Consider the following 20,293-nt stretch of genomic DNA (forward strand, 5'->3'; position numbering starts at 1 on the left):
AAATTATGACGCCAATTCTTTTTTATAGCTTTCTATCATTAGCTTTAAATCATTCAATACATGTTGGGGCTTAAATTTAGGATTAAGGGATGCCAATTTTTCTATATTTGTAACAGGAAACTCCTCACGCGGGAAACATCCCGTTTTCCAGTTTACGTTACATTCTGTTTCTTCCTGGATAACATCTGCAATTTCTTGCGCCGTAACATTAAAACCAGATGCAACATTATATATTTCTTTATTGGTAGTGTTATCGGCAATCCATATACAAGACTCGGCAACGTCGCTTACTGATACATAATCCTTCGCATAATCAGGCGCGACAAACATATTTATTTCACCATCATTTATAGCGTTTCTTATGATTGAAGGTAAAAACAACTTACTATTTAAAGCTAATCCGTAAACATTACTTGGTCTCACTACAGCAACATTGCAATCACTCTTGATGCATAATTCCTCAGCGACCAACTTAGTAAGGTTGAATAATTTTCTGTTATCACTTGTTGTAATAGTTAGATCATCTTTTTCACTCGAACCCGAATTATTCATATATACGCGGGTTGAAGAAATATAGACTAGTTTTTCAAACTCATAATGTTGCAAAACCTTTGCTAACAAAGTCGTGTTTGCTTCCAGTACCGAGAAATAACTATTTGCGCAATCTCCATTTCCTGCACAATAAATGACTTTCCCTAAGTTACCGCTGATTGAATCAAGTTCACTGCGATCAGGGATCGTAACATCATGCCCCCGACTTTCTAGTAATGAAACGATGTGCGAACCGATAAATCCACGCCCTCCGATTATGGTATACTTAGACATTTCCCCACCCTTTTAGAATAAATTCTTTAATGTTATCTAGTGTCGGCAATTCACCATCTTTTGCTGATATGATTGGATCTGTGACTGGCCATTCAATGTCTAAACAAGGGTCGTTCCATATTAATCCTCCTTCATCAGAGGGATCGTAGAAATCAGTACATTTGTATTGAAAATCAGCAAAATCGCTCAAAACGCAAAAACCGTGAGCAAATCCTGGAGGGATATAAAATTGTATTTTGTTTTCACCGCTTAATATAACCGATTCATGCTTACCAAAAGTTGGAGATCCTGGTCGAAGATCTACGGCAACATCGAAAACCTCACCGTTTGTGACCGTAACAAGCTTGCCTTGAGGTCTATTTTTTTGAAAATGAAGTCCACGTAAAACACCTTTTGAAGATCGGGAACGGTTGTCCTGAACAAATTCCTCGCGGATGCCAATTTCTTTATAGCGAGTAGCATGATAGGACTCATAAAAGAAGCCTCGCTCATCTCCAAAAATCCTGGGGTTAATAATTAAGACACCATCAATTTTCGTATTAATAACTTTCATTATATCGAAGCTCACTTACTTGATCAGACTTAAAAGATAATTGCCATAGCCAGTTTTAGACAGTGAATTTCCAATTTTTCTAATAGTTTCTTTATCTAACCAGCCTTGGTTGTAGGCAATTTCCTCAAGGCAAGCAATTTTAAAGCCCTGACGTTTTTCAACAGTTTGGACAAATTGAGAAGCTTCTAGCAAAGAATCATGCGTACCTGTATCAAGCCATGCAAAACCGCGGCCTAGTTGCTCAACATTCAGTTGCCCCAGTTCTAAATATTTTTGATTAATACTGGTTATTTCTAACTCACCGCGCTCCGAAGGCTCTACATTTTTAGCGATATTAACAACTCTATTATCATAGAAGTAAAGGCCAGTCACGGCCCAGTTAGATTTTGGTTGCTTGGGTTTTTCTTCAATGGATAGTGCTTTGAAGTTTTCATCAAATTCAACCACGCCAAAACGCTCTGGGTCCATAACTTTGTAGCCGAACACTGTTGCGCCAGATATATTCTCTACTGCATGTCTTAGCTGTTTTCCAAATGACTGGCCAAAGAAAATATTATCACCAAGCACCAGGCAGACATCATCATTTCCAATAAAATCCTCTCCTAGTATAAAGGCTTGAGCAAGACCATCGGGAGAGGGTTGAACTTTATAGCTAATATTAATACCAAACCGTGTTCCATCTCCGAGAATTCGCCTAAAACTATCCTGATCCTCTGGCGTTGTTATAAGCAAAATATCTCGTATACCCGCTAACATTAATACTGATAGCGGGTAATAAATCATTGGTTTATCATATATTGGCAGAAGCTGTTTAGACGTACCCAGTGTAATAGGATGTAATCGTGAACCCGAGCCACCAGCTAAAATAATCCCTTTCATTATTTTTTTTCTCCGTATTGTTCGGCTAACCATGTAGTGTACGAGCCGTTTTTCACATTACTAATCCACTGCTGGTTAGCCAAATACCACTCTACTGTTTTACGAATACCAGATTCAAAGGTTTCCTGGGGTTTCCAGCCAAGCTCTTTTGAAATTTTATCAGCATTGATAGCATAACGACGGTCGTGTCCGGGGCGATCGGCGACATAGGAAATTTGTTCTCGGTAAGAATTTTCTTTCGGTACTATTTCATCAAGAAGATCGCAGATTGTATGTACAACCTCAATATTTTTCTTTTCGTTATGGCCGCCTATATTATAGGTTTCACCAATCTGCCCCTCCGTTACAACCTTATAGAGTGCACGAGCATGATCTTCGACATACAACCAGTCACGAATCTGATCGCCTTTGCCATATATTGGAAGAGGTTTACCCTCAAGGGCGTTTAGAATGACTAATGGAATCAATTTCTCAGGAAAATGGCACGGACCATAATTATTCGAACAATTGGTGACCACAGTAGGTAAACCATAAGTACGGTGCCATGCACGAACCAAATGATCGCTAGACGCTTTTGATGCCGAGTATGGGCTACTCGGTGCATAAGCAGTAGTTTCAGTAAATAACGGCAACGCTTCTCTATTTTCAACGTCATCAGGATGAGGAAGGTCACCATAAACTTCATCCGTTGAAATGTGATGAAATCTAAAGACAGACTTCTTCTCTACAGGAAGTTGAGACCAATAGAAACGCGCGGCTTCAAGTAAAACATAAGTACCAACAACGTTAGTTTCGATAAAATCTGCTGGCCCAGTGATAGAGCGATCAACATGGCTTTCAGCTGCCAAATGCATGATTGCATCAGGCTGATGTTCACTTAGTATACGTGCCATATTTTTCGCATCGCAGATATCTGCATGCTCAAAACTATAGCGGTCGCTCTTTTCGACCGCCTTAAGTGATTCAAGGTTTCCCGCGTAGGTCAACTTATCAACATTTACAACCGAATCTGTCGTGTGATTAATAATATGTCTTACGACTGCAGAACCAATAAATCCGGCACCACCAGTAACTAATATTTTCATCAATATCTCTTCAAAAATTTAAGTGTTTGGCGCAAACAGCTTTCTCATCAAGATGCAATGTTTATCCATTCATTATCTTCAAATGAGAAACGCTTGATTATTTTAGCGGGTATACCTGCAACCACAGAATAGTCTGGAATAGATCGGGTAACAACCGCTCCGGCCCCCACAACACAATGTTTACCAATAGTGACGCCAGGTGAAATATGAGATCCAAAACCAATAAATGTGCCATCACCAATTATCACAGGCTGGGCAACATTTGATATGCGTTGGCCGATCTTTGTTTTATCGTTAATATCTTCATATGGATGACTAACATCGACAATTGAGCAGTTTCCGGTAATAGTCACATTGTCACCTATCGAGACTCTTACACGCCCAATAATATGACAATTTTGTTCAATATTAACATTATCACCAATACTTATAACTACATCATTTTGTGGGTCGACGACTTCTAGTCTAAGGCCATCTCTGATTAAGACCCCTCGACCTATTTCTATATATTTCGGATTAACTATAAGCATTGGTGAAATAATTCTGCTTTTACTACCAAATGATTTCATACAAAACTTATATATTACCTGAGAGTGCAATAATTGGAGTAAACTAACAGCTTTTTTAATTAACATCATTAGTTTCCCATTGGTGCAAGTCATGATTATATTTCTTTATTACTTTCGCTGGATTTCCTGCAACAATGCAAAAACCGGGGAAAGACTTTGTAACAACAGCGCCTGCACCTACAATTGTCCAATCACCCAATATAACTCCCGGTAATATTTTGGCATTGAAACCAACAAAGACATTCTCGCCAAGAACTATTTCACCTTTATCCGTATCTTGTTGCGAAAGAATAGGTCCTTTTCCAGGATCGATGCCATGTGCCATGCTACTTATATAAACATAATCGCTGATCACACAATTTTTTGATATGACAATTTTTGAAGCAGTATGAATATTAACTTCTCGTCCGATATATACACCATCATGTATAAATAAACCCTTGCCTTTTTCAGTAGTTCTAACGATTAGGGTTGGGTTCTTATGAATAAAAGTGTTTTTGCCTACATGAATTTTATTTCTGAATTTTGTGAATAGTTTTAATTTTAATAGACACTGATTGAAAAAACCTATCATGTACACCCCATCACAACTTTACATAAGGAAAATTTTACTTTTTCGATCAACCACGCTACCGCCCCTGGCTCAACAGCTACCAGCACACTGTAAACATAGGCAATAGGCGTACCTTCCGGTACGGCATCTAAGAAATCGCCACAATTTTATATTTCATACTGCAATTCTCAAGGAAGATCTTCGGTCTGTACAAGCCGCCAAAAAGATGGTAACACCTTGAAAAACATAATCATTAACAAAGCAAAAACGGCGGCTTATCGTTCAACGTCTATCTCAGACTGAACGCTATGCCACCGTTTACCGCGCTCTCCTCCATGACAGCGACTTAAAGCAGGAACTTATGCTTTAGCTAGCAGCTTCTGAATACTTTCGCGAAACTTTTGGCCTTCCTTGTGGTTGCGCAGCCCGTACTGGACGAACGCCTGCATATAGCCCATTTTTTTACCACAGTCGTAGCTCTCGCCGGTCATCTGCATCACTTCCACCGGCTGAGTTTCGTTCAGCACCGCGATAGCATCGGTTAGCTGAATACGGCCCCATGCGCCAGGTTCTGTTTTTTCCAATAATGGCCAGATATCAGCTGAAAGAACATAGCGCCCTACTGCGGCAAGATCGGAGTCCAGCGTTTGCGGCTGATCGGGTTTTTCAACAAATTCAACTACCCGGCTCACCTGCCCTTCATTCTGCAAAGGCTCCTGAGTGGTGATCACTGAATACGCCGCCAGATCTTCATTTGGCATATGTTTCGCCAGCACCTGAGTACGACCGGTTTCATTGAACCGAGCGACCATGGCCGCCAGGTTATAGCGCAGCGGATCAGCAGTAGCGCCATCAAGCACCACATCCGGCAGCACCACAACAAATGGACTGTTGCCAATGATAGGCTGTGCGCAAAGGATAGAGTGCCCCAGCCCAAGCGGTTGGGCCTGACGAACGTTCATGATGGTGACGCCTGGCGGGCAAATAGACTGAACTTCGGCCAGCAGCTGACGCTTGACGCGCTGCTCAAGCAGGGCTTCCAGCTCGTATGATGTGTCGAAATGGTTTTCAACAGCATTCTTGGAAGAGTGGGTTACCAGCACGATTTCTTTGATGCCAGCGGCAACAATTTCGTCGACGATGTACTGGATCATCGGCTTATCAACGATAGGCAGCATCTCTTTAGGAATCGCCTTCGTTGCAGGCAGCATATGCATGCCTAAACCAGCGACCGGGATAACTGCTTTTAAATTAGTCATTCTTAGTCCCACCTCTAAATGGTTGGAAGATTATAGTCTTTTCGTGCTCTGATGCCAGCATGAATTTATTAAACGAATGATTCATGCTAACGCCATAGAAGTGTCAACGAAATATGTAAACGCTGCTATTTCAGCCTCTGTTGACTCAGAATTGTCGTAAAAGGGGTTGCATTATTATTTGCTTACCCTTGCGAGCGTAAAATTAAGATGTTCACCGTTGACGTGAAGCTGATCGATGCGGTCAATATCTACCGAGCTTTGCCCTCTTTCATTCACCGCATGAATATTCGCCAGCGACAGCAGCGTGTCGTTTTTGGCCATAAACTTACCCCGCACATCCTTACGGAGGTCGAAGTTTAGCTTCAGGGCGGGCCCCGCTGTGGAAAGCTGCATCACATTGATATTACGCATGAAAAGATGCTGAGGCTTGTTATGAAACTCAAGCGAGGCGCGCTTGAGCGTGACATTGTTCAGTGCCACAAAAGAGGTTGCATTGCCGGATGAGATCTGAATGCCACGTAAAGGGCTACTCAGTTCGCTATTATCGAGTTTAATATCGCTTAGCTTAAAGTTTTGCGGAATCGACAGGTAATTGCCCTTAATCACGCCATAACCAATCAACATCCCGGCGCTGTTCACCATATCCACATCATCAATCACAAAGTTATCGCAGCCATATATTGCCACGGTCGCGTTATCAATCCCTGCGGTGCGGCTAAAGGTCGGATTAATATTACGCGCTTTTACGTTACGAATAACGAAATGCTTCCCATTCTCAACATGAACTAATTGTCGACAGTTACTGCCGGTGATATTCGCCACCACAAAGTTTTTTACCGCCTGATCTTCGGGATAATTATTGTCATATGTGCTGCCCGCCAGCCCGATACCTATTCCCCAGTTAATCTTTCCATTCGTACAGTTAATGTTGTCGATAACGTGGTCAGAAATCAGCAGATCGTGGTCGTTGATCGCCACGTTCCACTCGATAGCATCTCCCTGCAGATGGCTGAAGTGACCATTGGTGATACGTACATTCTCCATGCGGTTGTGAAACCCCTGCCGCAGGATGGCGTAGTTGGCATCATGTACCGTGATGTTGTCGATGGTCAGATTGCGCATAGTCCGGTTATCTTTCCCGCCAATGTAAATCTGCGCCACATTGACAAACCCGCTCATATCTATGCCCTTGATCGTGCAGTCGGATCCCCTCACATCCAGCGTGATGTTGTTAAACCGCCCTTTTCCCTCCCCGACTATCTGGCAGCTATCCTGCAGTACAAATCGCCCTTTGCCGTTGCCTTTCAGCCCACCGGCCACATGCAGCGTTTTCCCCTGCGGCATAAAAATGGCGGTATTAATGCTGTCGCAGACAACGTCTGCCGGGACTTCAACGACATCCGCTGCGGCAAATGCCCGGTTAAACGCGGCTATCCAGTCGGTTTGATAGAAATCTTTGACGTTGACCTGGGCGCTCCGGCCAGCGGCCTTTACCGTGCCCGGAATAAGGGATACCGCTGCCATCGCAGAGCCCGCGGCCAGCAGCTTACGGCGAGACGGTAAAAAGGGAATACGTTTCAGTGGCTTGCTTTTCAACATAAGTCCTCAGCATAAGATTCAGTGAGTTATAGCGTCTGAAGCTGACGGGCAAGCTGCTGGTAGATAACCTGCTGATTGAACTGGCCGGCGACTTTCTCTCTGGCCCGGGCCAGCATCAACTGCAGGTCGCTTTCTGACACGGAAGCGGCAGCCTGTAGCGTGTCGGCAAGGGCAAACGCGTCCTTTTCCGGTACCAGCCAGCCCGACTCATCCGCGTCGATAAGTTCAGGAATACCGCTATGCACAGTGGACACAACGGGAATACCAACCGCCATCGCCTCCATCAGCGCCACAGGAATGCCCTCCATGTCCCCATCCTCCCCCGTGACCGACGGAAGCAAGAACAGGTCGGCCTGGTCCAGCATCGCTTTCACTTCATGACTCGGCTTAAAACCCGGCATAAAGACGACGTCTTCCAGCTGCAGCTGCTCAATCAGCGTCTTCAGACGACGCTCCCAGGGGCCAATACCCAAAATGTTGTAGCGAAATGCCACGCCGCGCGCCTTTAACAGGCGGCAGGCTTCAATGGCAAAATGTAACCCTTTCTTTTCCGTCAGGCGCGCCACCGAGATTATCTCCAGCGGCGAACCCGGCGTTTTCATGGGCCTTAAAGAAAACTTATCCATATCCACGCCCATCCGGGATACCGAGATTTTACTCTCCGGGCAGCCCATGCTCTTCAGGCGGCTGGCCCAGAGATTACTGATGGGCAACATTAAGTCCCCACGCTCAAACAGCTGCCTGTATTCCGGCGTATAGCGAGCCAACGCATCCCGGTGCGAGATATCAATGCCGTGGAACACGGTGGCAATTTTGCCGTTGAGCACGCCAAGTTCTTTCAGCTTGGCGGCAGTCACGCCCGCCGGGCCAAAGTGTGCGATAAAAACGTCGGCCTCAAGCGGCCGTTTCTGCCGTCCGCAAATCGAGGACAGGATCAGATTGCGGGCTTCATCACCATAACGACCCGAATTCAAGGCTCGCCACGTACTGCGGCGTAAAATACCCCGTAAGGTATTGAGTGCCCGCGTTTTCAGCTTCGCGACTTTACCTTCTGGTTCTTCGAGCAACCAGACGGTTTTTTCCGAAAGCCCGTAGCTTTTAAACGCCGCATGGGTATTGGTGAGATCGCCTTTTTGCAGGGCAACAATCTCAACCTCGTGGCCCATGTCGATAAAAGCGGTGATCTGATTCAGCACAAAGGTTTCCGACGCCAGCGGAAACTTCAGCAGGAAGAAACCAACCTTCATTTCTCCCCCTTAACTCGCTCAAGCACCGACTCCACCATTTTCATGCCGTTTGCACGCTCAGCGCTCACTGCCGCCGTAAGACGCTGGTTAATCGCGGGCAATTGCCCCAGAACATCCGCCACTACGCCCTGCAAAGAGCCGTCCAGCAACTGGCGAATATCGATAGCCATTTCTGGCATCCCCAACTGCTGCATGATGCCCGCAGATTTGTGTTCGTAGTTGATGGCGATAGCCGGCGTACCGAAGTTCATCGAAATAATGGCGGAGTGGAGGCGCGTGCCCACCGTCAGCTCACAGGCAGCAAAAATTTTGCCCATTTCAAGATCGTTAAGCTCATCCATCACGACGTGGTAGTCGTCGGGCTGGTTGATGTACTGGCGGATATTAAGCGCCACCATGCGGTCATCTTTGTTATAGCTGTCAATGCCGGTGCAGGTGGAGAGCGCCAACACCTGATAGCCCTGTTCAATGGTGCGGTTCACCACTTCGGCAAAGGCCTTCTCGTAAGCTTCCTGGGTGGTGCCCAGCCGCTTATCAAACGGCGCCAGTTCACGCAGCGTAATGGCCACGGTTTTCTTGCCCTCTACCACGCCGAGCCAGTGTTTGACCGCGTAACCCGGCACAAAATCCTCTTCATGCTGCGCCACCAGCCACGCCGTATCGACCCCTTGTTCGACCTTGCTGGTGTCGATTTGACTTTGTTTCATCAATTCCAGGCTCACGGTTTCACGCAGAATAAGGGACCTGGCGTGACCGAAGACGTAGTTCGCCAGTTGGTTAAACTGCGGCTCCTGGAACGGGCCCACGCTATGCCCGACCATATAAACCGGCTTACGCGCCATAAAGCTGCACAGCGCATGCTCAAACTGGGTAACGCCATACAGATCGACAAAGAAAGAGCCGCCCACCTGAATAATCGCGTCGTATTCCTGCAGGGATTTCACAAAATCAATAAACCCCTGCGGAATAGCGATATTACGCAGTCGCCCGGTGTTGGTCGCTTTCGCCACCAGCACATGGTGCTGATATTTACGGCGCAGGACTTTTTTCACCCGCCCGACCAGCCCGGCAGCGTTGTTATACCGCTTCATTTGCTTGTAGAGCCCGTCGCCCAGCACCGGGCGACCCAGCAGCCAGGCAGAACTGACCGGATAGCGACTCATCACATCCACATGAATGCTGTCATCGAGCGTGGTGATGGCATCAATCAATCCGCGCAAAATGGCGCTATCACCACGGTTGCCGCAAGTATGGTTGCCAAGAATAAGTAACTTCATATTGACCTCTATATTTATGACGAAACGGGAAAAAGAATGTTTTTTACCGCTTCATTGTTCTTAGCCAGCGCGGAGCAGCGCTTTCAAACGTTCGCTTCGGCAAAACTGCTGCTTCAGTTCAACAATCAGCGCATTGCGGGACAAAATAATCATCACCATAAAAGCCACAGCCCCGGCCGCTACCTGTACGCCCAACAAGGCCGCCAGCGGGAGATGCCCGTTGAGCGCCACGCCAAGACCGGCGCTGACAATCAGCGTGGGGAGCGACAGATAAAAAGGCAGCCAGATGCTAAGGATGTATTCCCGGTAGCTGGAGCCCAGTACCGGCTTGATCATGATGAAATAGCTGAGAACGGTGTTAACCACCTGAACCAGCAGGAAACCTAGCGTCACGCCGAGCGCGCCGCCGATCTGGCCACCGACAATAATCGCCGGAATAAACAGGCAGGTTTTAAACACGTTGAACTTAAAGCTGATGTCCACGCGCGCTTTCGCCATCAGCAGCGACCCGATCGGATTCCCGATGGAACGCAGCAGGCCAACAACGCACAACAGCTGCAGGATAGGCGTGATGAACTGCCATTTTTCCCCAAACACCAGCGGAACGAAGTTATTGGAGACCACCATCAGCCCCAGCAGCGCCGGGAAGTTAATGATGCCGACAATCGACAGCAGCTTGTAAAAGTTCACCCGCAGCTTCGCGGTGTCGTCCTGAATCTTGGCAAACGCCGGGAAAAGCACGCGGGTAATGATCGGGTTGAGCTTCATCGGCGGGACAACGGCCACGTTATAGGCAAGGTTATAGCCCCCGGCGACGCTGGCGCCGAGAATACGCGCCAGCACCAGCGTGGAAAGGTTAGTGTTGACGTAGTTGATCACGCTGTCGGCGGTCAGCCAGGCACCAAATTTCAGGTTTGCACTGACTGATTTCAGCGAGAAATGAAAACCAGGGCGGTAAATCTTGCGCCCAAAGAAGCCAAACAGCGAGGTACGAACGACGGTATTCGCCAGGTAACCAATGATTGCCGTGATAGCGAACGGATAATACATTGCTGCCGCGACGGTAACGCTGAACCCCACCAGCACGGACACCGTCTCAATCGAGCCGATCTTTGAAAACTCCAGTTCCTTTTGCATCAGGGCGCGAAACTGCTGCCCGTGCGGGATAACAATAAACGCAAAGGCCAGCGTTTTAATCAGCGGCGACAGGTCCGGGTTATGCAGCACGCCGGCTATCACGCCACTCAGTAAAAACACCGCGATACACACCAGCACGCCCAGCCCGACATTCAGCCAGTAGAGCGTGGTCAGCTCCAGCTGACTTATCTCTTTGCGCTGGATAATCGAGTTGGCGATACCAAAATCAGACAGCGTATCGGCCAGGGCGATGATCACCAGCGACACCGTCAGCAGACCAAACTGATGGTTATCGATGGTTCTGGCCAGAATCGTCATCTGCGCCAGCCCCAAACCAATAATAATCACCGTTGCAATCGCGGACCACTTTGCGCCGCTGATGGTTTTTTCTCTCAGGCTCATGTTGGGTTCCGGTCAGTATGCCGCTTTGTTAACAAAGCCTTTGAAAACGGTCAGGAAAACAATCTTGATGTCGAACCACAGGCTCCATTCGCGAATGTATTCCAGGTCGAATTCCACACGTTTTTCCATCTTGTCGAGGGTGTCCGTCTCCCCGCGCCAGCCATTAATTTGCGCCCAGCCGGTAATACCCGGTTTGACCTTGTGGCGTAGCATGTAGCCTTCTATTAACGCGCGATATTGCTCGTTATGGGCCACGGCATGGGGACGAGGACCGACGATAGACATGCCGCCAAGCAACACGTTGATAAACTGCGGCAGTTCATCGAGAGAGGTGCGGCGCAGGAAGCTGCCCACCGGTGTAATACGTGAATCACCTTTCGTGGCCTGCACAACCACCGCGTCGTTTTCCATCACCTTCATGGAACGGAATTTCCACACTTTGATGGGCTTGCCGTCCATGCCGTAGCGCGTCTGGCGGAAAATAACCGGCCCGGGGGAAGTCAGCTTCACTGCCAGGCTGATGCAAAGCAGAACCGGGGAAATCAGCAGCAGAATAAAAGAGGAAAGCACGATATCTTCCAGCCGTTTGAGTACGCTGTTGAAGCCGCTCAAAGGCGTTTCAAACAGCGGCACAACCGGCACGCCGTTGACCTCTTCGGTTCGGGCATTCAGGATATTGAAGGTAAAGACATCGGGGATCAGCAGTACCGAACAGGTGGTATCCGCCAGCTCACTCACCAGCTTTTTAATGCGCGACTCGTGGCTCATTTCCATCGCGATATAGACTTTATCTATCTGACCGTTGCGGGCGTCGGTCACCAGCGTATTGAAGTTGCCAACGTAGCTAACCAGGGCGCCTGCGGGCGGCTCATCGTCATACACGCCAAGCACGTTAAAGCCGAGCCACGGTTCATTCTTGAAACTTTGTGCCAGCACCTGTCCGACCGGCAGAGAGCCAGCAATCGCCACGCGACGCGTATTAAAACCTTTGTTACGCAGCCAGCCTGCCGCAAAACGGATCCACGACCGGCAGATAACCATCCCCACACCGGTCAACGCATACCAGGCCAGGTACACCCAGAAAGAGCCATCAAAATCGCTGTTAAACGCCAGCAGCCCGGCGCTGAAAACCACGCTCAGAGTCCAGTTTTGCAGCAGCAGGAACAGCTCGCTGGAGATTTTCACCCCACGCCATGAACGATAAAAGTCCGTCATCCCGCCGATCATCTGAAACACAACGAGGGTCAATAAAGCCATCAGCAAATGCATATAGAGAAAGGGCAAAGCGTTAGCTTTGCAAACCATCCATAGCCCGGCAAACATGATGCTGATGTCAGAAAAACGTTGCACCATAGAGATCAACGATGCGTTGGTTTTTGGCAGCTCTCGCTTTTTTAGATTTGTCATCGTTTTACCTTAGAAAGTTGTCGCATCGGTGTTTCCCCCCTCACCCTGGCCGTCTCCCTCAAAGGGAGAGGGAACTGTCCGGACTTCCCCCTCTCCCCTTTGGGGAGAGGGTTGGGGTGAGGGGCCAAAACCTCTGAATACGGCAGATTATTGGTTCAGCAACGCCATAATCTCCTGCGTTCGCGCCTGCATCAGCGCCTCATCCCCCCGTGACTCCACGTTCAGGCGCACCACCGGCTCGGTGTTAGAGCTGCGCAGGTTGAAGCGCCAGTCGCCAAACGCCATGCTAATGCCGTCCGTGTGGTCAATCTCTTCCGCGTGTGGGCCAAAATGCGCGCGTACCCGCTCTATCGCCTCTGCCGGGGTTTTCAGCTTGCTGTTGATTTCGCCGCTTGCCGGCCACGCCGCCATGCGATCCTCCACCAGTTCACCCAGCGTTTTGCCCTTCAGGCACAGCAGCTCGGTCACCAGCAGCCACGGGATCATCCCGCTGTCGCAGTAGGCAAAATCGCGGAAATAGTGATGTGCACTCATCTCCCCGCCGTAAATCGCATCCTCCTCGCGCATACGCTCCTTGATAAACGCATGTCCGGTTTTCGACATCACCGGCTGGCCACCCGCTCGCTCGACGATATCGACCGTGTTCCACGCCAGGCGCGGATCGTGAATGATTTTTGCCCCAGGCTGTTTTTCGAGGAACGCCGCCGCCAGCAGGCCGACGATGTAGTAGCCCTCAATAAACCGCCCTTTCTCGTCGAACAGGAAGCAGCGGTCAAAATCCCCGTCAAAAGCGATGCCCATATCGGCCCCGTGCGCAATCACCGCGTCGCGGGTATCGGCGCGGCATTCCGGCAGCAGCGGGTTAGGGATCCCGTTCGGGAAATTGCCGTCCGGCGTGTTGTGCACCTTTACAAACGTCAGCGGGACATTCAGCGCCTTAAAGCGAGCCTCGATGGCGTCCACAATCGGGCCGGCCGCGCCGTTACCGGAGTTGACCACCAGCTTCAGCGGTTTGATGTGGCTGACGTTGATGTAGGAGAACAGATGGTCGAGGTAGGCCTCCACCACCGACACTTTCCGATAGCTGCCGCGCGCCGCCTCATTCACCGGCGGGAAGTCGTTGGCTTCCGCCAGCCGCTGCACGTCGCGCAGGCCGGTGTCACCGCTGATAGGCCGAGCCCCCTGGCGCACCAGCTTCATGCCGTTGTAGTCCATCGGGTTGTGGCTGGCGGTCACTTCGATCCCGCCGTCCACGTTCAGATGCCAGGTGGCAAAGTAAATCTCTTCGGTGCCGGACAGGCCGATATCCAGCACGTCCACGCCCGCATCCTGCAGGCCCCGCGCCAGCGCCTGTTTCAGCGATTCGCTGGTCAGGCGTACGTCGCCGCCGAGGACGATGGTTTTCGGCTTCAGGTACTCACCGTAGGCGCGGCCGATGCGCCAGGCGATGTCTTCATTCAGTTCGTCGCCCAGGCGACCGCGGATGTCATAAGCTTTAAAACAGGTCAGTTGCTGCATGATTTCGCTCCTTCGGGCAACAGTTACCCAACCCACGGGTTCTTGGCCCGTGGAGCATGTTTTTTAGTCAGGGATTAAATACGTCCGTAGCGGTCCTGGAAACGGACGATGTCGTCTTCTTCCAGATAGGTGCCGGAGCGAACCTCAATCAGATCAAGAGGGATTTTGCCGGGGTTCTCCAGGCAGTGGGTCATGCCGAGCGGAATGTAGATAGATTCATTTTCGCCCAACAGCTTAATCTCATCCCCCAGCGTGACTTTGGCGGTGCCCGCCACCACAATCCAGTGCTCGGCGCGGTGATGGTGCATTTGCAGCGACAGGCCCTCGCCCGGCTTAACGGTGATGCGCTTCACCTGGTAACGCTCCCCGGCGTCGATGGAGTCGTATTTCCCCCACGGGCGGTAAACTTCCCGGTGGTTATGGTGCTCGTGGCGGCCATCACCTTTGATGCGTTCCACCACTTTCTTCACGTTCTGTACGTGGTCACGGTCGGCAATCAGCACCGCATCTTTGGTTTGCACCACCACCAGGTCTTTTACGCCCACGGTAGTCACCAGGCCGGATTCAGCGTAGATATAGCTGTTTTCGGTTTCATGACTGATGACGTCGCCGTGATGCACGTTTCCTTCCGGGCTTTTGGCGCTGATTTCCCACAGCGAAGACCAGGAGCCCACATCGCTCCAGCCGGCATCCATCGGCACCACCACTGCATCGGCGGTTTTTTCCATCACCGCGTAGTCGATAGACTCATCCGGGCAGGCCAGGAACGCCTGCTCGTCGACGCGGACAAAATCCAGATCCGGATCAACGCCCGCCATGGCTTTTTCGCAGGCGGCCAGAATATCCGGGCGAAACTTCGCCAGCTCTTCCAGATAGCGTCCGGCACGGAACAGGAACATGCCGCTGTTCCAGTAGTACTCGCCGCAGGCGACATAGGCCTGAGCGGTGGAAAGATCGGGTTTTTCGACGAACTGTGCGACGCTAAACGCCAGGGCATCGGCCCCGTTTGCCGGCGCGGACACGGCACCACGACGGATATAGCCATAGCCCGTTTCCGGCAGGTCAGGGACGATACCGAAAGTCACCAGCTTGCCTGCCTCGGCGTAAGGCATCGCGCAGCGCACCGCTTCGCGGAAAGCTTCTTCATTCTGGATAACGTGATCGGCAGCGAGGATCAGCATCAGCGGATCCTGCTGCGGCTGGTTACGCAGCGCGGCCAGGGCGGCTAGCGCAATGGCTGGAGCTGTGTTGCGTCCGGCCGGTTCCAGCACGATATTTTCGGTCAGTTTGTTTAGCTGGCGCAGCTGCTCGGCGACGATGAAGCGGTGTTCCTCATTGCAAATCACCACCGGACTTTCGCACTCTACCCCGTTCAGGCGATTGATGGTGGTTTGCAGCATGGTCAGATCCCCTTTCAGGCAGAGGAACTGCTTGGGGTACAGCACGCGGGACAGCGGCCAAAGGCGGCTCCCGTTCCCGCCCGCCATGATCACCGGATAGAGTTGTGACTGACTCATCATTTATCCCCGTCTTTTTATGAAGAAATAGCAGCAATAAATTGGCTTAACACGTTCTCTTTTTCGAGCGTGCGTTCGGCATATTCACGTGCCGTCGTGTTGTTTTGAGGCAATTGCAGACACTGCTCTATGCCCGCCGCCAGTGCATCGGCAGACTCCGGCATCACGCAAACCGCAATACCCGGATAGGCGTCGCAAAGCTGACCCAGCTCTGTTTCAGGCTCGGCGGTAATCACCGCGTTTCCACCGACGGCCAGGATGTTGGTGAGTTTTGACGGCAGAACGGCGTCTGCGGCTCCCCGGCGCTGGATCACCAGGTGGCAATCGGCCAGGCCTAGCAGCGCGGGCAGCGCTTCGTAAGACTGAAGCGGATGAAACACCACGTTACTCAGCCCGTGAACGTGTACCAATTTTTCGAGCCTTTCTTTACCGCCGCCCTGGCCAACAATCACGAACAGGTACGGGCTCTCTGAGAACCGGCCCGCCACTTCAATCACCGTTTCCAGCCCCTGTTTTTCACCGATGTTGCCGGAGTAGAGAATGATTTTTTTATCTTCTGGCAGTTTGAGTGCCTGGCGCACAATCTGGATTTGCGCAGGGTCAACGTCACGGAAACGCGCCACTTCCGACCAGTTAGGGAAGAAAATCACCCGCTGTGGGTCGACGCCTTTCTCCGTCGCTTTATTCATCATCGAGCGCGAAATGGTGGAGACGTTATCGACGTTGTGCAGCCCGCTTTTTTCAAAGCGCTGGGCCAGACGAGCAATTTTGCCCGGCGTTTTACCGGCCATGCCGAGGCCGAGCATCGCGTCCACCTCATAGTCCTGAATATGCAGCAGCGTGCGCGCCCCGCTCAGTTTTGCCAGCAGGCGCATGCCTGGTACACAAAACAGCGTCGGCACGACGCCAATCACGCGGTCTGGCTTCCAGCTACGCTGCGCCAGAAGCGGGAAAAATGAACTCAGCGCGAAGCTGCCTAAATGGATCAGGCGCTTCAGCGTCGAAGGCTGCTTCGGCACGTACAGCGGGCAGCGCCAGACGGTCGCTTTCCCCTGCTCTTTTTTATATTTCCACGCCGAGTAGTCCGGATGCACGCGCCAGACCGGATAATAAGGTGGCGCGGTGATCACCCGTACTTCATGGCCCCGGCTGGTCATCCACTCCACCATTTCACCGGTGTACTTACCGATGCCGGTCAGTTCCGGGGAATAGTTAATGCCGTAGACCAGAATTTTCATAAGCCCGGTACCTTCCCTTTGCCCTGGGTGATGAAGTAAGCGCGGCTGTTGTCGTGCACGTCTTCGCGCTTGAGCAGTGCTTCCGGCGTCAGCCAGCAGTAAGCCTTGTGCTGTTCAGCCGGCAGGTTCAGCTGTTTGTCGTCCACCCGCAGGCGGAAACCCAGCACCACGTAATGGGTCGAAAAATCCTTCCCGGAGAAGTTATCGCCGTAGAAATGCTGCCAGACGCCGTAAAACTCCCCGTCCAGCAGAGTGAACGATTTACCCAGTTCAGCCTCGGTGAGCCGAATAAAGGCATTCGCCAGCGTTTCGTTCTTCAGCACTCTTCCCCCCGGCACAAACCAAAAGCCCTTCGCAGGGCGATTGGTCCGCAAACCCAGCAGGAACTCGCCCGCCTGGTTTTCGACGATAAGGTCGATGGAGATCAGCGGCGTAGCGCTCACTACGGTGGCAAAATCTTCAGCGCTCAGAAACATGCTTACCCCCGGAACCGCTGCTGGTTTTCGAGGAACCACTGGTAAGTGCTGGCGAGGCCCGCCTCCAGGGAAATCTCGTGATACCAGCCGAGGCGATGCAAACGGGAAACATCCAGCAGTTTGCGCGGGGTGCCGTCCGGTTTAGTGGCGTCGAACACCACACGCCCACGGTAGCCGGTAACTTTCGCCAGCGTCTGCGCCAGTTCACGGATGGTGCAGTCCACGCCGGTGCCGACGTTAATGTGCGACAGCATCGGGTCGGTATTCTCCTGCCACACTTCCTGAGCCAGCTCCATCACGTGAATGCTGGCCGCGGCCATATCGTCCACATGCAAGAACTCACGCATCGGTGTGCCGCTGCCCCACACCACCACGTCCGGGGCATTCTCCTGCGTAGCTTCATGGAAACGGCGCAGCAGGGCCGGGATGACGTGGGAGTTGCTCGGGTGGAAGTTGTCGTTCGGCCCATACAGATTGGTCGGCATCACCGAGCGGTAATCCCGGCCGTACTGGCGGTTGTAGGATTCGCACAGCTTGATACCGGCAATCTTGGCAATCGCATACGGCTCGTTCGTGGCTTCAAGCGTGCCCTGCAGCAGCTCGCTTTCGGCCATCGGCTGTTTCGCCAGCTTCGGATAAATACAAGATGAGCCGAGGAACAACAGTTTGTTCACGCCGTGCGTGTGCGCGGCATGAATAATGTTGCTTTCGATCATCATGTTCTCGTAGATAAACTCTGCCGGGAACGTGTTATTGGCGACGATGCCGCCCACTTTAGCCGCCGCCAGGTAAACCTGGTCGATTTTCTCACTGGCGAAGAAGGCGTTAACTTCCCCGGCATCCAGCAGGTTCAGCTCATCGCGCCCGCGCAGCACCAGCTCAACGTCATCGCGCTGCCCAAGCTGGCGGACGATGGCCGAGCCGACCATCCCACGGTGACCGGCAACAAAGATACGTTTCTTATTCATGCTCAGGACTCCAGCGCGATGGCGACCTCGTAACCATGGGACTTCAGCAGAGAGTGTTTCTTCGCCGCTTCCAGGTCTTTGGCTACCATTTCACCGACCATCTCCTGCAGGGTGATTTCCGGCTTCCAGCCCAGCGTTTCGTGCGCTTTGGTTGGGTCGCCCAGCAGGGTTTCGACTTCCGCAGGGCGGAAGTAACGCGGGTCAACGGAGACAATAACGTCGCCTGGTTTCACGCCCGGTGCGTCGTGGCCCGTGACGGAAACCACAATGCCCTTCTCTTCCACGCCCTGACCTTCAAAGCGCAGTTTGATGCCCAACTGAGCCGCAGCCATTTCCACGAACTGACGCACGGAGTACTGCACACCGGTGGCAATTACGAAGTCTTCCGGTTTTTCCTGCTGCAGCATCATCCACTGCATTTTCACGTAGTCTTTGGCGTGGCCCCAGTCGCGCAGGGAATCCATGTTGCCGAGGTACAGGCACTTTTCCAGGCCCTGAGCGATGTTGGCAATCGCGCGGGTAATTTTGCGGGTAACGAAGGTTTCGCCACGGCGCGGAGATTCGTGGTTGAACAGGATGCCGTTACAGGCATACATGCCGTAGGATTCGCGGTAGTTGACGGTGATCCAGTAGGCGTAAAGCTTGGCAACCGCATACGGGGAACGCGGGTAGAAAGGCGTAGTTTCTTTTTGCGGGATCTCCTGCACCAGGCCGTACAGCTCTGAAGTGGAGGCCTGGTAGAAGCGGGTTTTCTTTTCGAGGCCCAGGAAGCGAATGGCTTCCAGCAGGCGCAGGGTGCCCATCGCATCCACGTCCGCGGTGTATTCCGGCGACTCAAAAGACACCGCTACATGGCTCATCGCGCCCAGGTTGTAGACTTCGTCCGGTTGCACTTCGGACAGAATACGGGTCAGGTTGGAGGTGTCGGTCAGGTCGCCATAGTGCAGATGGAATTTAGGGTTGCCCGCGTGCGGATCCTGATAAATGTGGTCCACGCGCTCGGTGTTGAAAGATGAGGCGCGGCGCTTGATACCGTGAACTTCATAGCCTTTTTCCAGCAGGAATTCCGCCAGGTAAGAGCCGTCTTGTCCGGTGACACCCGTAATGAGAGCTACTTTAGTCATGATAATTTATCCTCTGTGAACATTTTTATTGGCCCTTACCCCTCACTTCATGTCTCTCCGCGAGGAGAGACAACCGATAACAAACAAAGCGAGGGTGAAAAGAATTACGCGCGGTCGCGTACTTTTATTGCCGGGTTTCCCCGGCAAACGGCATTCGCCGGTAATGATTTATAAACGCTACTCCGGGCTCCCACGACGCAGCCATCGCCTATCGTGACGCCAGGGGAAACAAACACATCCGTCGCCAGCCAGCATTTTTCACCAATCACAATCGGTGACTGGGTAATATCAAAATGCTTACTCATATAATCGTGGCTGCCGGTGCACAAATAACATTTTTGCGACACTACTGAATTTGCGCCGATGCTAATTTCGCCGAGGGTATAAAGCACCGCATCATCGCCAACCCAGGCATAATCTCCGAGCGTTAACTTCCACGGATAAGTAATTTTCACCGAGGGGCGAACAACAACCTTTTTGCCTACTTTCGCCCCAAACATGCGTAATAAAAAGGCACGCCACGGATATAAAACCTGCGGAGACCAGGCAAATAACGTGGCCTGTACCGCCCACCACAATTGCACTTTAATGCCGCTCGCGCCGCGAAACCCCCTCGGTACACTGAAGCCGCTTAAATCCTGCATAATATTTCCCGTATGC

19 protein-coding genes are annotated in these 20,293 nt (G+C 51.3%); all 19 read right to left on the reverse strand.

All coding sequences use genetic code 11. From position 1 onward, the window contains the following. Nucleotides 1-3 precede the first annotated feature (3 nt). The 19 genes from LH23_RS20220 to wcaF all read right to left on the reverse strand — a co-directional run bounded on the left by LH23_RS20220 (nt 4) and on the right by wcaF (nt 20,277). Nucleotides 4-825, reverse strand: a complete 822-nt coding sequence (locus LH23_RS20220; RefSeq protein WP_039295140.1) for an NAD-dependent epimerase/dehydratase family protein — start codon at nt 823-825, stop codon at nt 4-6. Beyond that, on the reverse strand, nt 818-1,378 hold the full coding sequence (gene rfbC, locus LH23_RS23690; RefSeq protein ID WP_039297024.1) for a dTDP-4-dehydrorhamnose 3,5-epimerase: 561 nt from the start codon (nt 1,376-1,378) through the stop codon (nt 818-820). The genes LH23_RS20220 and rfbC overlap by 8 nt, the downstream gene beginning before the upstream one ends. A 15-nt stretch (nt 1,379-1,393) precedes the next feature. After that, on the reverse strand, nt 1,394-2,257 hold the full coding sequence (gene rfbA / locus LH23_RS20230) for a glucose-1-phosphate thymidylyltransferase RfbA (protein ID WP_039295143.1): 864 nt from the start codon (nt 2,255-2,257) through the stop codon (nt 1,394-1,396). Then, a complete protein-coding gene (rfbB, locus tag LH23_RS20235; RefSeq protein WP_039295146.1) occupies nt 2,257-3,342 on the reverse strand; it encodes a dTDP-glucose 4,6-dehydratase in 1,086 nt (361 codons plus the stop codon). The genes rfbA and rfbB overlap by 1 nt, the downstream gene beginning before the upstream one ends. 47 nt (nt 3,343-3,389) lie before the next feature. Next, complete coding sequence (locus LH23_RS20240; protein WP_231560153.1) at nt 3,390-3,980, reverse strand: acyltransferase; 591 nt, start codon at nt 3,978-3,980, stop codon at nt 3,390-3,392. Further along, complete coding sequence (locus LH23_RS24380; RefSeq protein ID WP_039295149.1) at nt 3,967-4,485, reverse strand: acyltransferase; 519 nt, start codon at nt 4,483-4,485, stop codon at nt 3,967-3,969. Before LH23_RS24380 ends, LH23_RS20240 begins: the two co-directional genes overlap by 14 nt. 338 nt (nt 4,486-4,823) lie before the next feature. Continuing rightward, nucleotides 4,824-5,723 (reverse strand): UTP--glucose-1-phosphate uridylyltransferase GalF, encoded by a 900-nt coding sequence (gene galF / locus LH23_RS20250; RefSeq protein ID WP_039295152.1) that lies wholly within the window; start codon nt 5,721-5,723, stop codon nt 4,824-4,826. A gap of 174 nt (nt 5,724-5,897) precedes the next feature. Continuing rightward, on the reverse strand, nt 5,898-7,247 hold the full coding sequence (wcaM, locus tag LH23_RS20255) for a colanic acid biosynthesis protein WcaM (protein WP_231560198.1): 1,350 nt from the start codon (nt 7,245-7,247) through the stop codon (nt 5,898-5,900). Nucleotides 7,248-7,348: 101 nt separating this feature from the next. After that, entirely contained in the window at nt 7,349-8,569 is a 1,221-nt protein-coding gene (wcaL, locus tag LH23_RS20260) for a colanic acid biosynthesis glycosyltransferase WcaL (RefSeq protein ID WP_039295160.1), read from the reverse strand. After that, on the reverse strand, nt 8,566-9,846 hold the full coding sequence (wcaK, locus tag LH23_RS20265; RefSeq protein WP_039295163.1) for a colanic acid biosynthesis pyruvyl transferase WcaK: 1,281 nt from the start codon (nt 9,844-9,846) through the stop codon (nt 8,566-8,568). Before wcaK ends, wcaL begins: the two co-directional genes overlap by 4 nt. Before the next feature lie 60 nt (nt 9,847-9,906). After that, nucleotides 9,907-11,385 carry an MOP flippase family protein gene (locus LH23_RS20270; RefSeq protein WP_039295165.1) on the reverse strand — a complete coding sequence of 493 codons (1,479 nt, stop codon included), beginning with the start codon at nt 11,383-11,385 and terminating at the stop codon, nt 9,907-9,909. Between the two features lie 12 nt (nt 11,386-11,397). Then, a complete protein-coding gene (wcaJ, locus tag LH23_RS20275; RefSeq protein ID WP_039295168.1) occupies nt 11,398-12,792 on the reverse strand; it encodes an undecaprenyl-phosphate glucose phosphotransferase in 1,395 nt (464 codons plus the stop codon). 147 nt (nt 12,793-12,939) lie between these two features. After that, nucleotides 12,940-14,310 carry a phosphomannomutase CpsG gene (cpsG, locus tag LH23_RS20280; RefSeq protein ID WP_039295172.1) on the reverse strand — a complete coding sequence of 457 codons (1,371 nt, stop codon included), beginning with the start codon at nt 14,308-14,310 and terminating at the stop codon, nt 12,940-12,942. 74 nt (nt 14,311-14,384) lie between these two features. Further along, nucleotides 14,385-15,827: a mannose-1-phosphate guanyltransferase gene (gene cpsB, locus LH23_RS20285; protein WP_039295175.1), complete on the reverse strand. Its 1,443-nt coding sequence runs from the start codon at nt 15,825-15,827 to the stop codon at nt 14,385-14,387. A gap of 17 nt (nt 15,828-15,844) precedes the next feature. Then, nucleotides 15,845-17,065, reverse strand: a complete 1,221-nt coding sequence (gene wcaI, locus LH23_RS20290) for a colanic acid biosynthesis fucosyltransferase WcaI (protein WP_039295178.1) — start codon at nt 17,063-17,065, stop codon at nt 15,845-15,847. Then, nucleotides 17,062-17,541 (reverse strand): GDP-mannose mannosyl hydrolase, encoded by a 480-nt coding sequence (locus LH23_RS20295; RefSeq protein WP_039295183.1) that lies wholly within the window; start codon nt 17,539-17,541, stop codon nt 17,062-17,064. The genes wcaI and LH23_RS20295 overlap by 4 nt, the downstream gene beginning before the upstream one ends. A 2-nt stretch (nt 17,542-17,543) precedes the next feature. Beyond that, nucleotides 17,544-18,509, reverse strand: a complete 966-nt coding sequence (gene fcl, locus LH23_RS20300; RefSeq protein ID WP_039295185.1) for a GDP-L-fucose synthase — start codon at nt 18,507-18,509, stop codon at nt 17,544-17,546. A 2-nt stretch (nt 18,510-18,511) separates the two neighbouring features. After that, the gene (gmd, locus tag LH23_RS20305) at nt 18,512-19,633 is read right to left on the reverse strand and encodes a GDP-mannose 4,6-dehydratase (protein WP_008455078.1); all 1,122 of its coding nucleotides are present in this window, start codon (nt 19,631-19,633) and stop codon (nt 18,512-18,514) included. 104 nt (nt 19,634-19,737) lie between these two features. Next, entirely contained in the window at nt 19,738-20,277 is a 540-nt protein-coding gene (wcaF, locus tag LH23_RS20310) for a colanic acid biosynthesis acetyltransferase WcaF (RefSeq protein WP_039295188.1), read from the reverse strand. Between the last annotated feature and the right edge of the window lie 16 nt (nt 20,278-20,293).

It is taken from the genome of Cedecea neteri, assembly GCF_000758305.1.
Lineage (GTDB): Bacteria > Pseudomonadota > Gammaproteobacteria > Enterobacterales > Enterobacteriaceae > Cedecea > Cedecea neteri_C.

What these genes read in the sequence shown, in the direction of transcription:
- fcl (WP_039295185.1), bottom strand. Translation starts at nt 18,509, where the DNA reads ATGAATAAGAAACGTATCTTTGTTGCCGGTCACCGTGGGATGGTCGGC.
- wcaF (WP_039295188.1), bottom strand. Translation starts at nt 20,277, where the DNA reads ATGCAGGATTTAAGCGGCTTCAGTGTACCGAGGGGGTTTCGCGGCGCG.
- cpsB (WP_039295175.1), bottom strand. Translation starts at nt 15,827, where the DNA reads ATGAGTCAGTCACAACTCTATCCGGTGATCATGGCGGGCGGGAACGGG.
- wcaK (WP_039295163.1), bottom strand. Translation starts at nt 9,846, where the DNA reads ATGAAGTTACTTATTCTTGGCAACCATACTTGCGGCAACCGTGGTGAT.
- rfbB (WP_039295146.1), bottom strand. Translation starts at nt 3,342, where the DNA reads ATGAAAATATTAGTTACTGGTGGTGCCGGATTTATTGGTTCTGCAGTC.
- LH23_RS20220 (WP_039295140.1), bottom strand. Translation starts at nt 825, where the DNA reads ATGTCTAAGTATACCATAATCGGAGGGCGTGGATTTATCGGTTCGCAC.
- LH23_RS20270 (WP_039295165.1), bottom strand. Translation starts at nt 11,385, where the DNA reads ATGAGCCTGAGAGAAAAAACCATCAGCGGCGCAAAGTGGTCCGCGATT.
- wcaJ (WP_039295168.1), bottom strand. Translation starts at nt 12,792, where the DNA reads ATGACAAATCTAAAAAAGCGAGAGCTGCCAAAAACCAACGCATCGTTG.
- LH23_RS24380 (WP_039295149.1), bottom strand. Translation starts at nt 4,485, where the DNA reads ATGATAGGTTTTTTCAATCAGTGTCTATTAAAATTAAAACTATTCACA.
- cpsG (WP_039295172.1), bottom strand. Translation starts at nt 14,310, where the DNA reads ATGCAGCAACTGACCTGTTTTAAAGCTTATGACATCCGCGGTCGCCTG.
- gmd (WP_008455078.1), bottom strand. Translation starts at nt 19,633, where the DNA reads ATGACTAAAGTAGCTCTCATTACGGGTGTCACCGGACAAGACGGCTCT.
- LH23_RS20295 (WP_039295183.1), bottom strand. Translation starts at nt 17,541, where the DNA reads ATGTTTCTGAGCGCTGAAGATTTTGCCACCGTAGTGAGCGCTACGCCG.
- wcaM (WP_231560198.1), bottom strand. Translation starts at nt 7,247, where the DNA reads ATGGCAGCGGTATCCCTTATTCCGGGCACGGTAAAGGCCGCTGGCCGG.
- rfbC (WP_039297024.1), bottom strand. Translation starts at nt 1,378, where the DNA reads ATGAAAGTTATTAATACGAAAATTGATGGTGTCTTAATTATTAACCCC.
- LH23_RS20240 (WP_231560153.1), bottom strand. Translation starts at nt 3,980, where the DNA reads ATGATGTTAATTAAAAAAGCTGTTAGTTTACTCCAATTATTGCACTCT.
- galF (WP_039295152.1), bottom strand. Translation starts at nt 5,723, where the DNA reads ATGACTAATTTAAAAGCAGTTATCCCGGTCGCTGGTTTAGGCATGCAT.
- wcaI (WP_039295178.1), bottom strand. Translation starts at nt 17,065, where the DNA reads ATGAAAATTCTGGTCTACGGCATTAACTATTCCCCGGAACTGACCGGC.
- rfbA (WP_039295143.1), bottom strand. Translation starts at nt 2,257, where the DNA reads ATGAAAGGGATTATTTTAGCTGGTGGCTCGGGTTCACGATTACATCCT.
- wcaL (WP_039295160.1), bottom strand. Translation starts at nt 8,569, where the DNA reads ATGAAGGTTGGTTTCTTCCTGCTGAAGTTTCCGCTGGCGTCGGAAACC.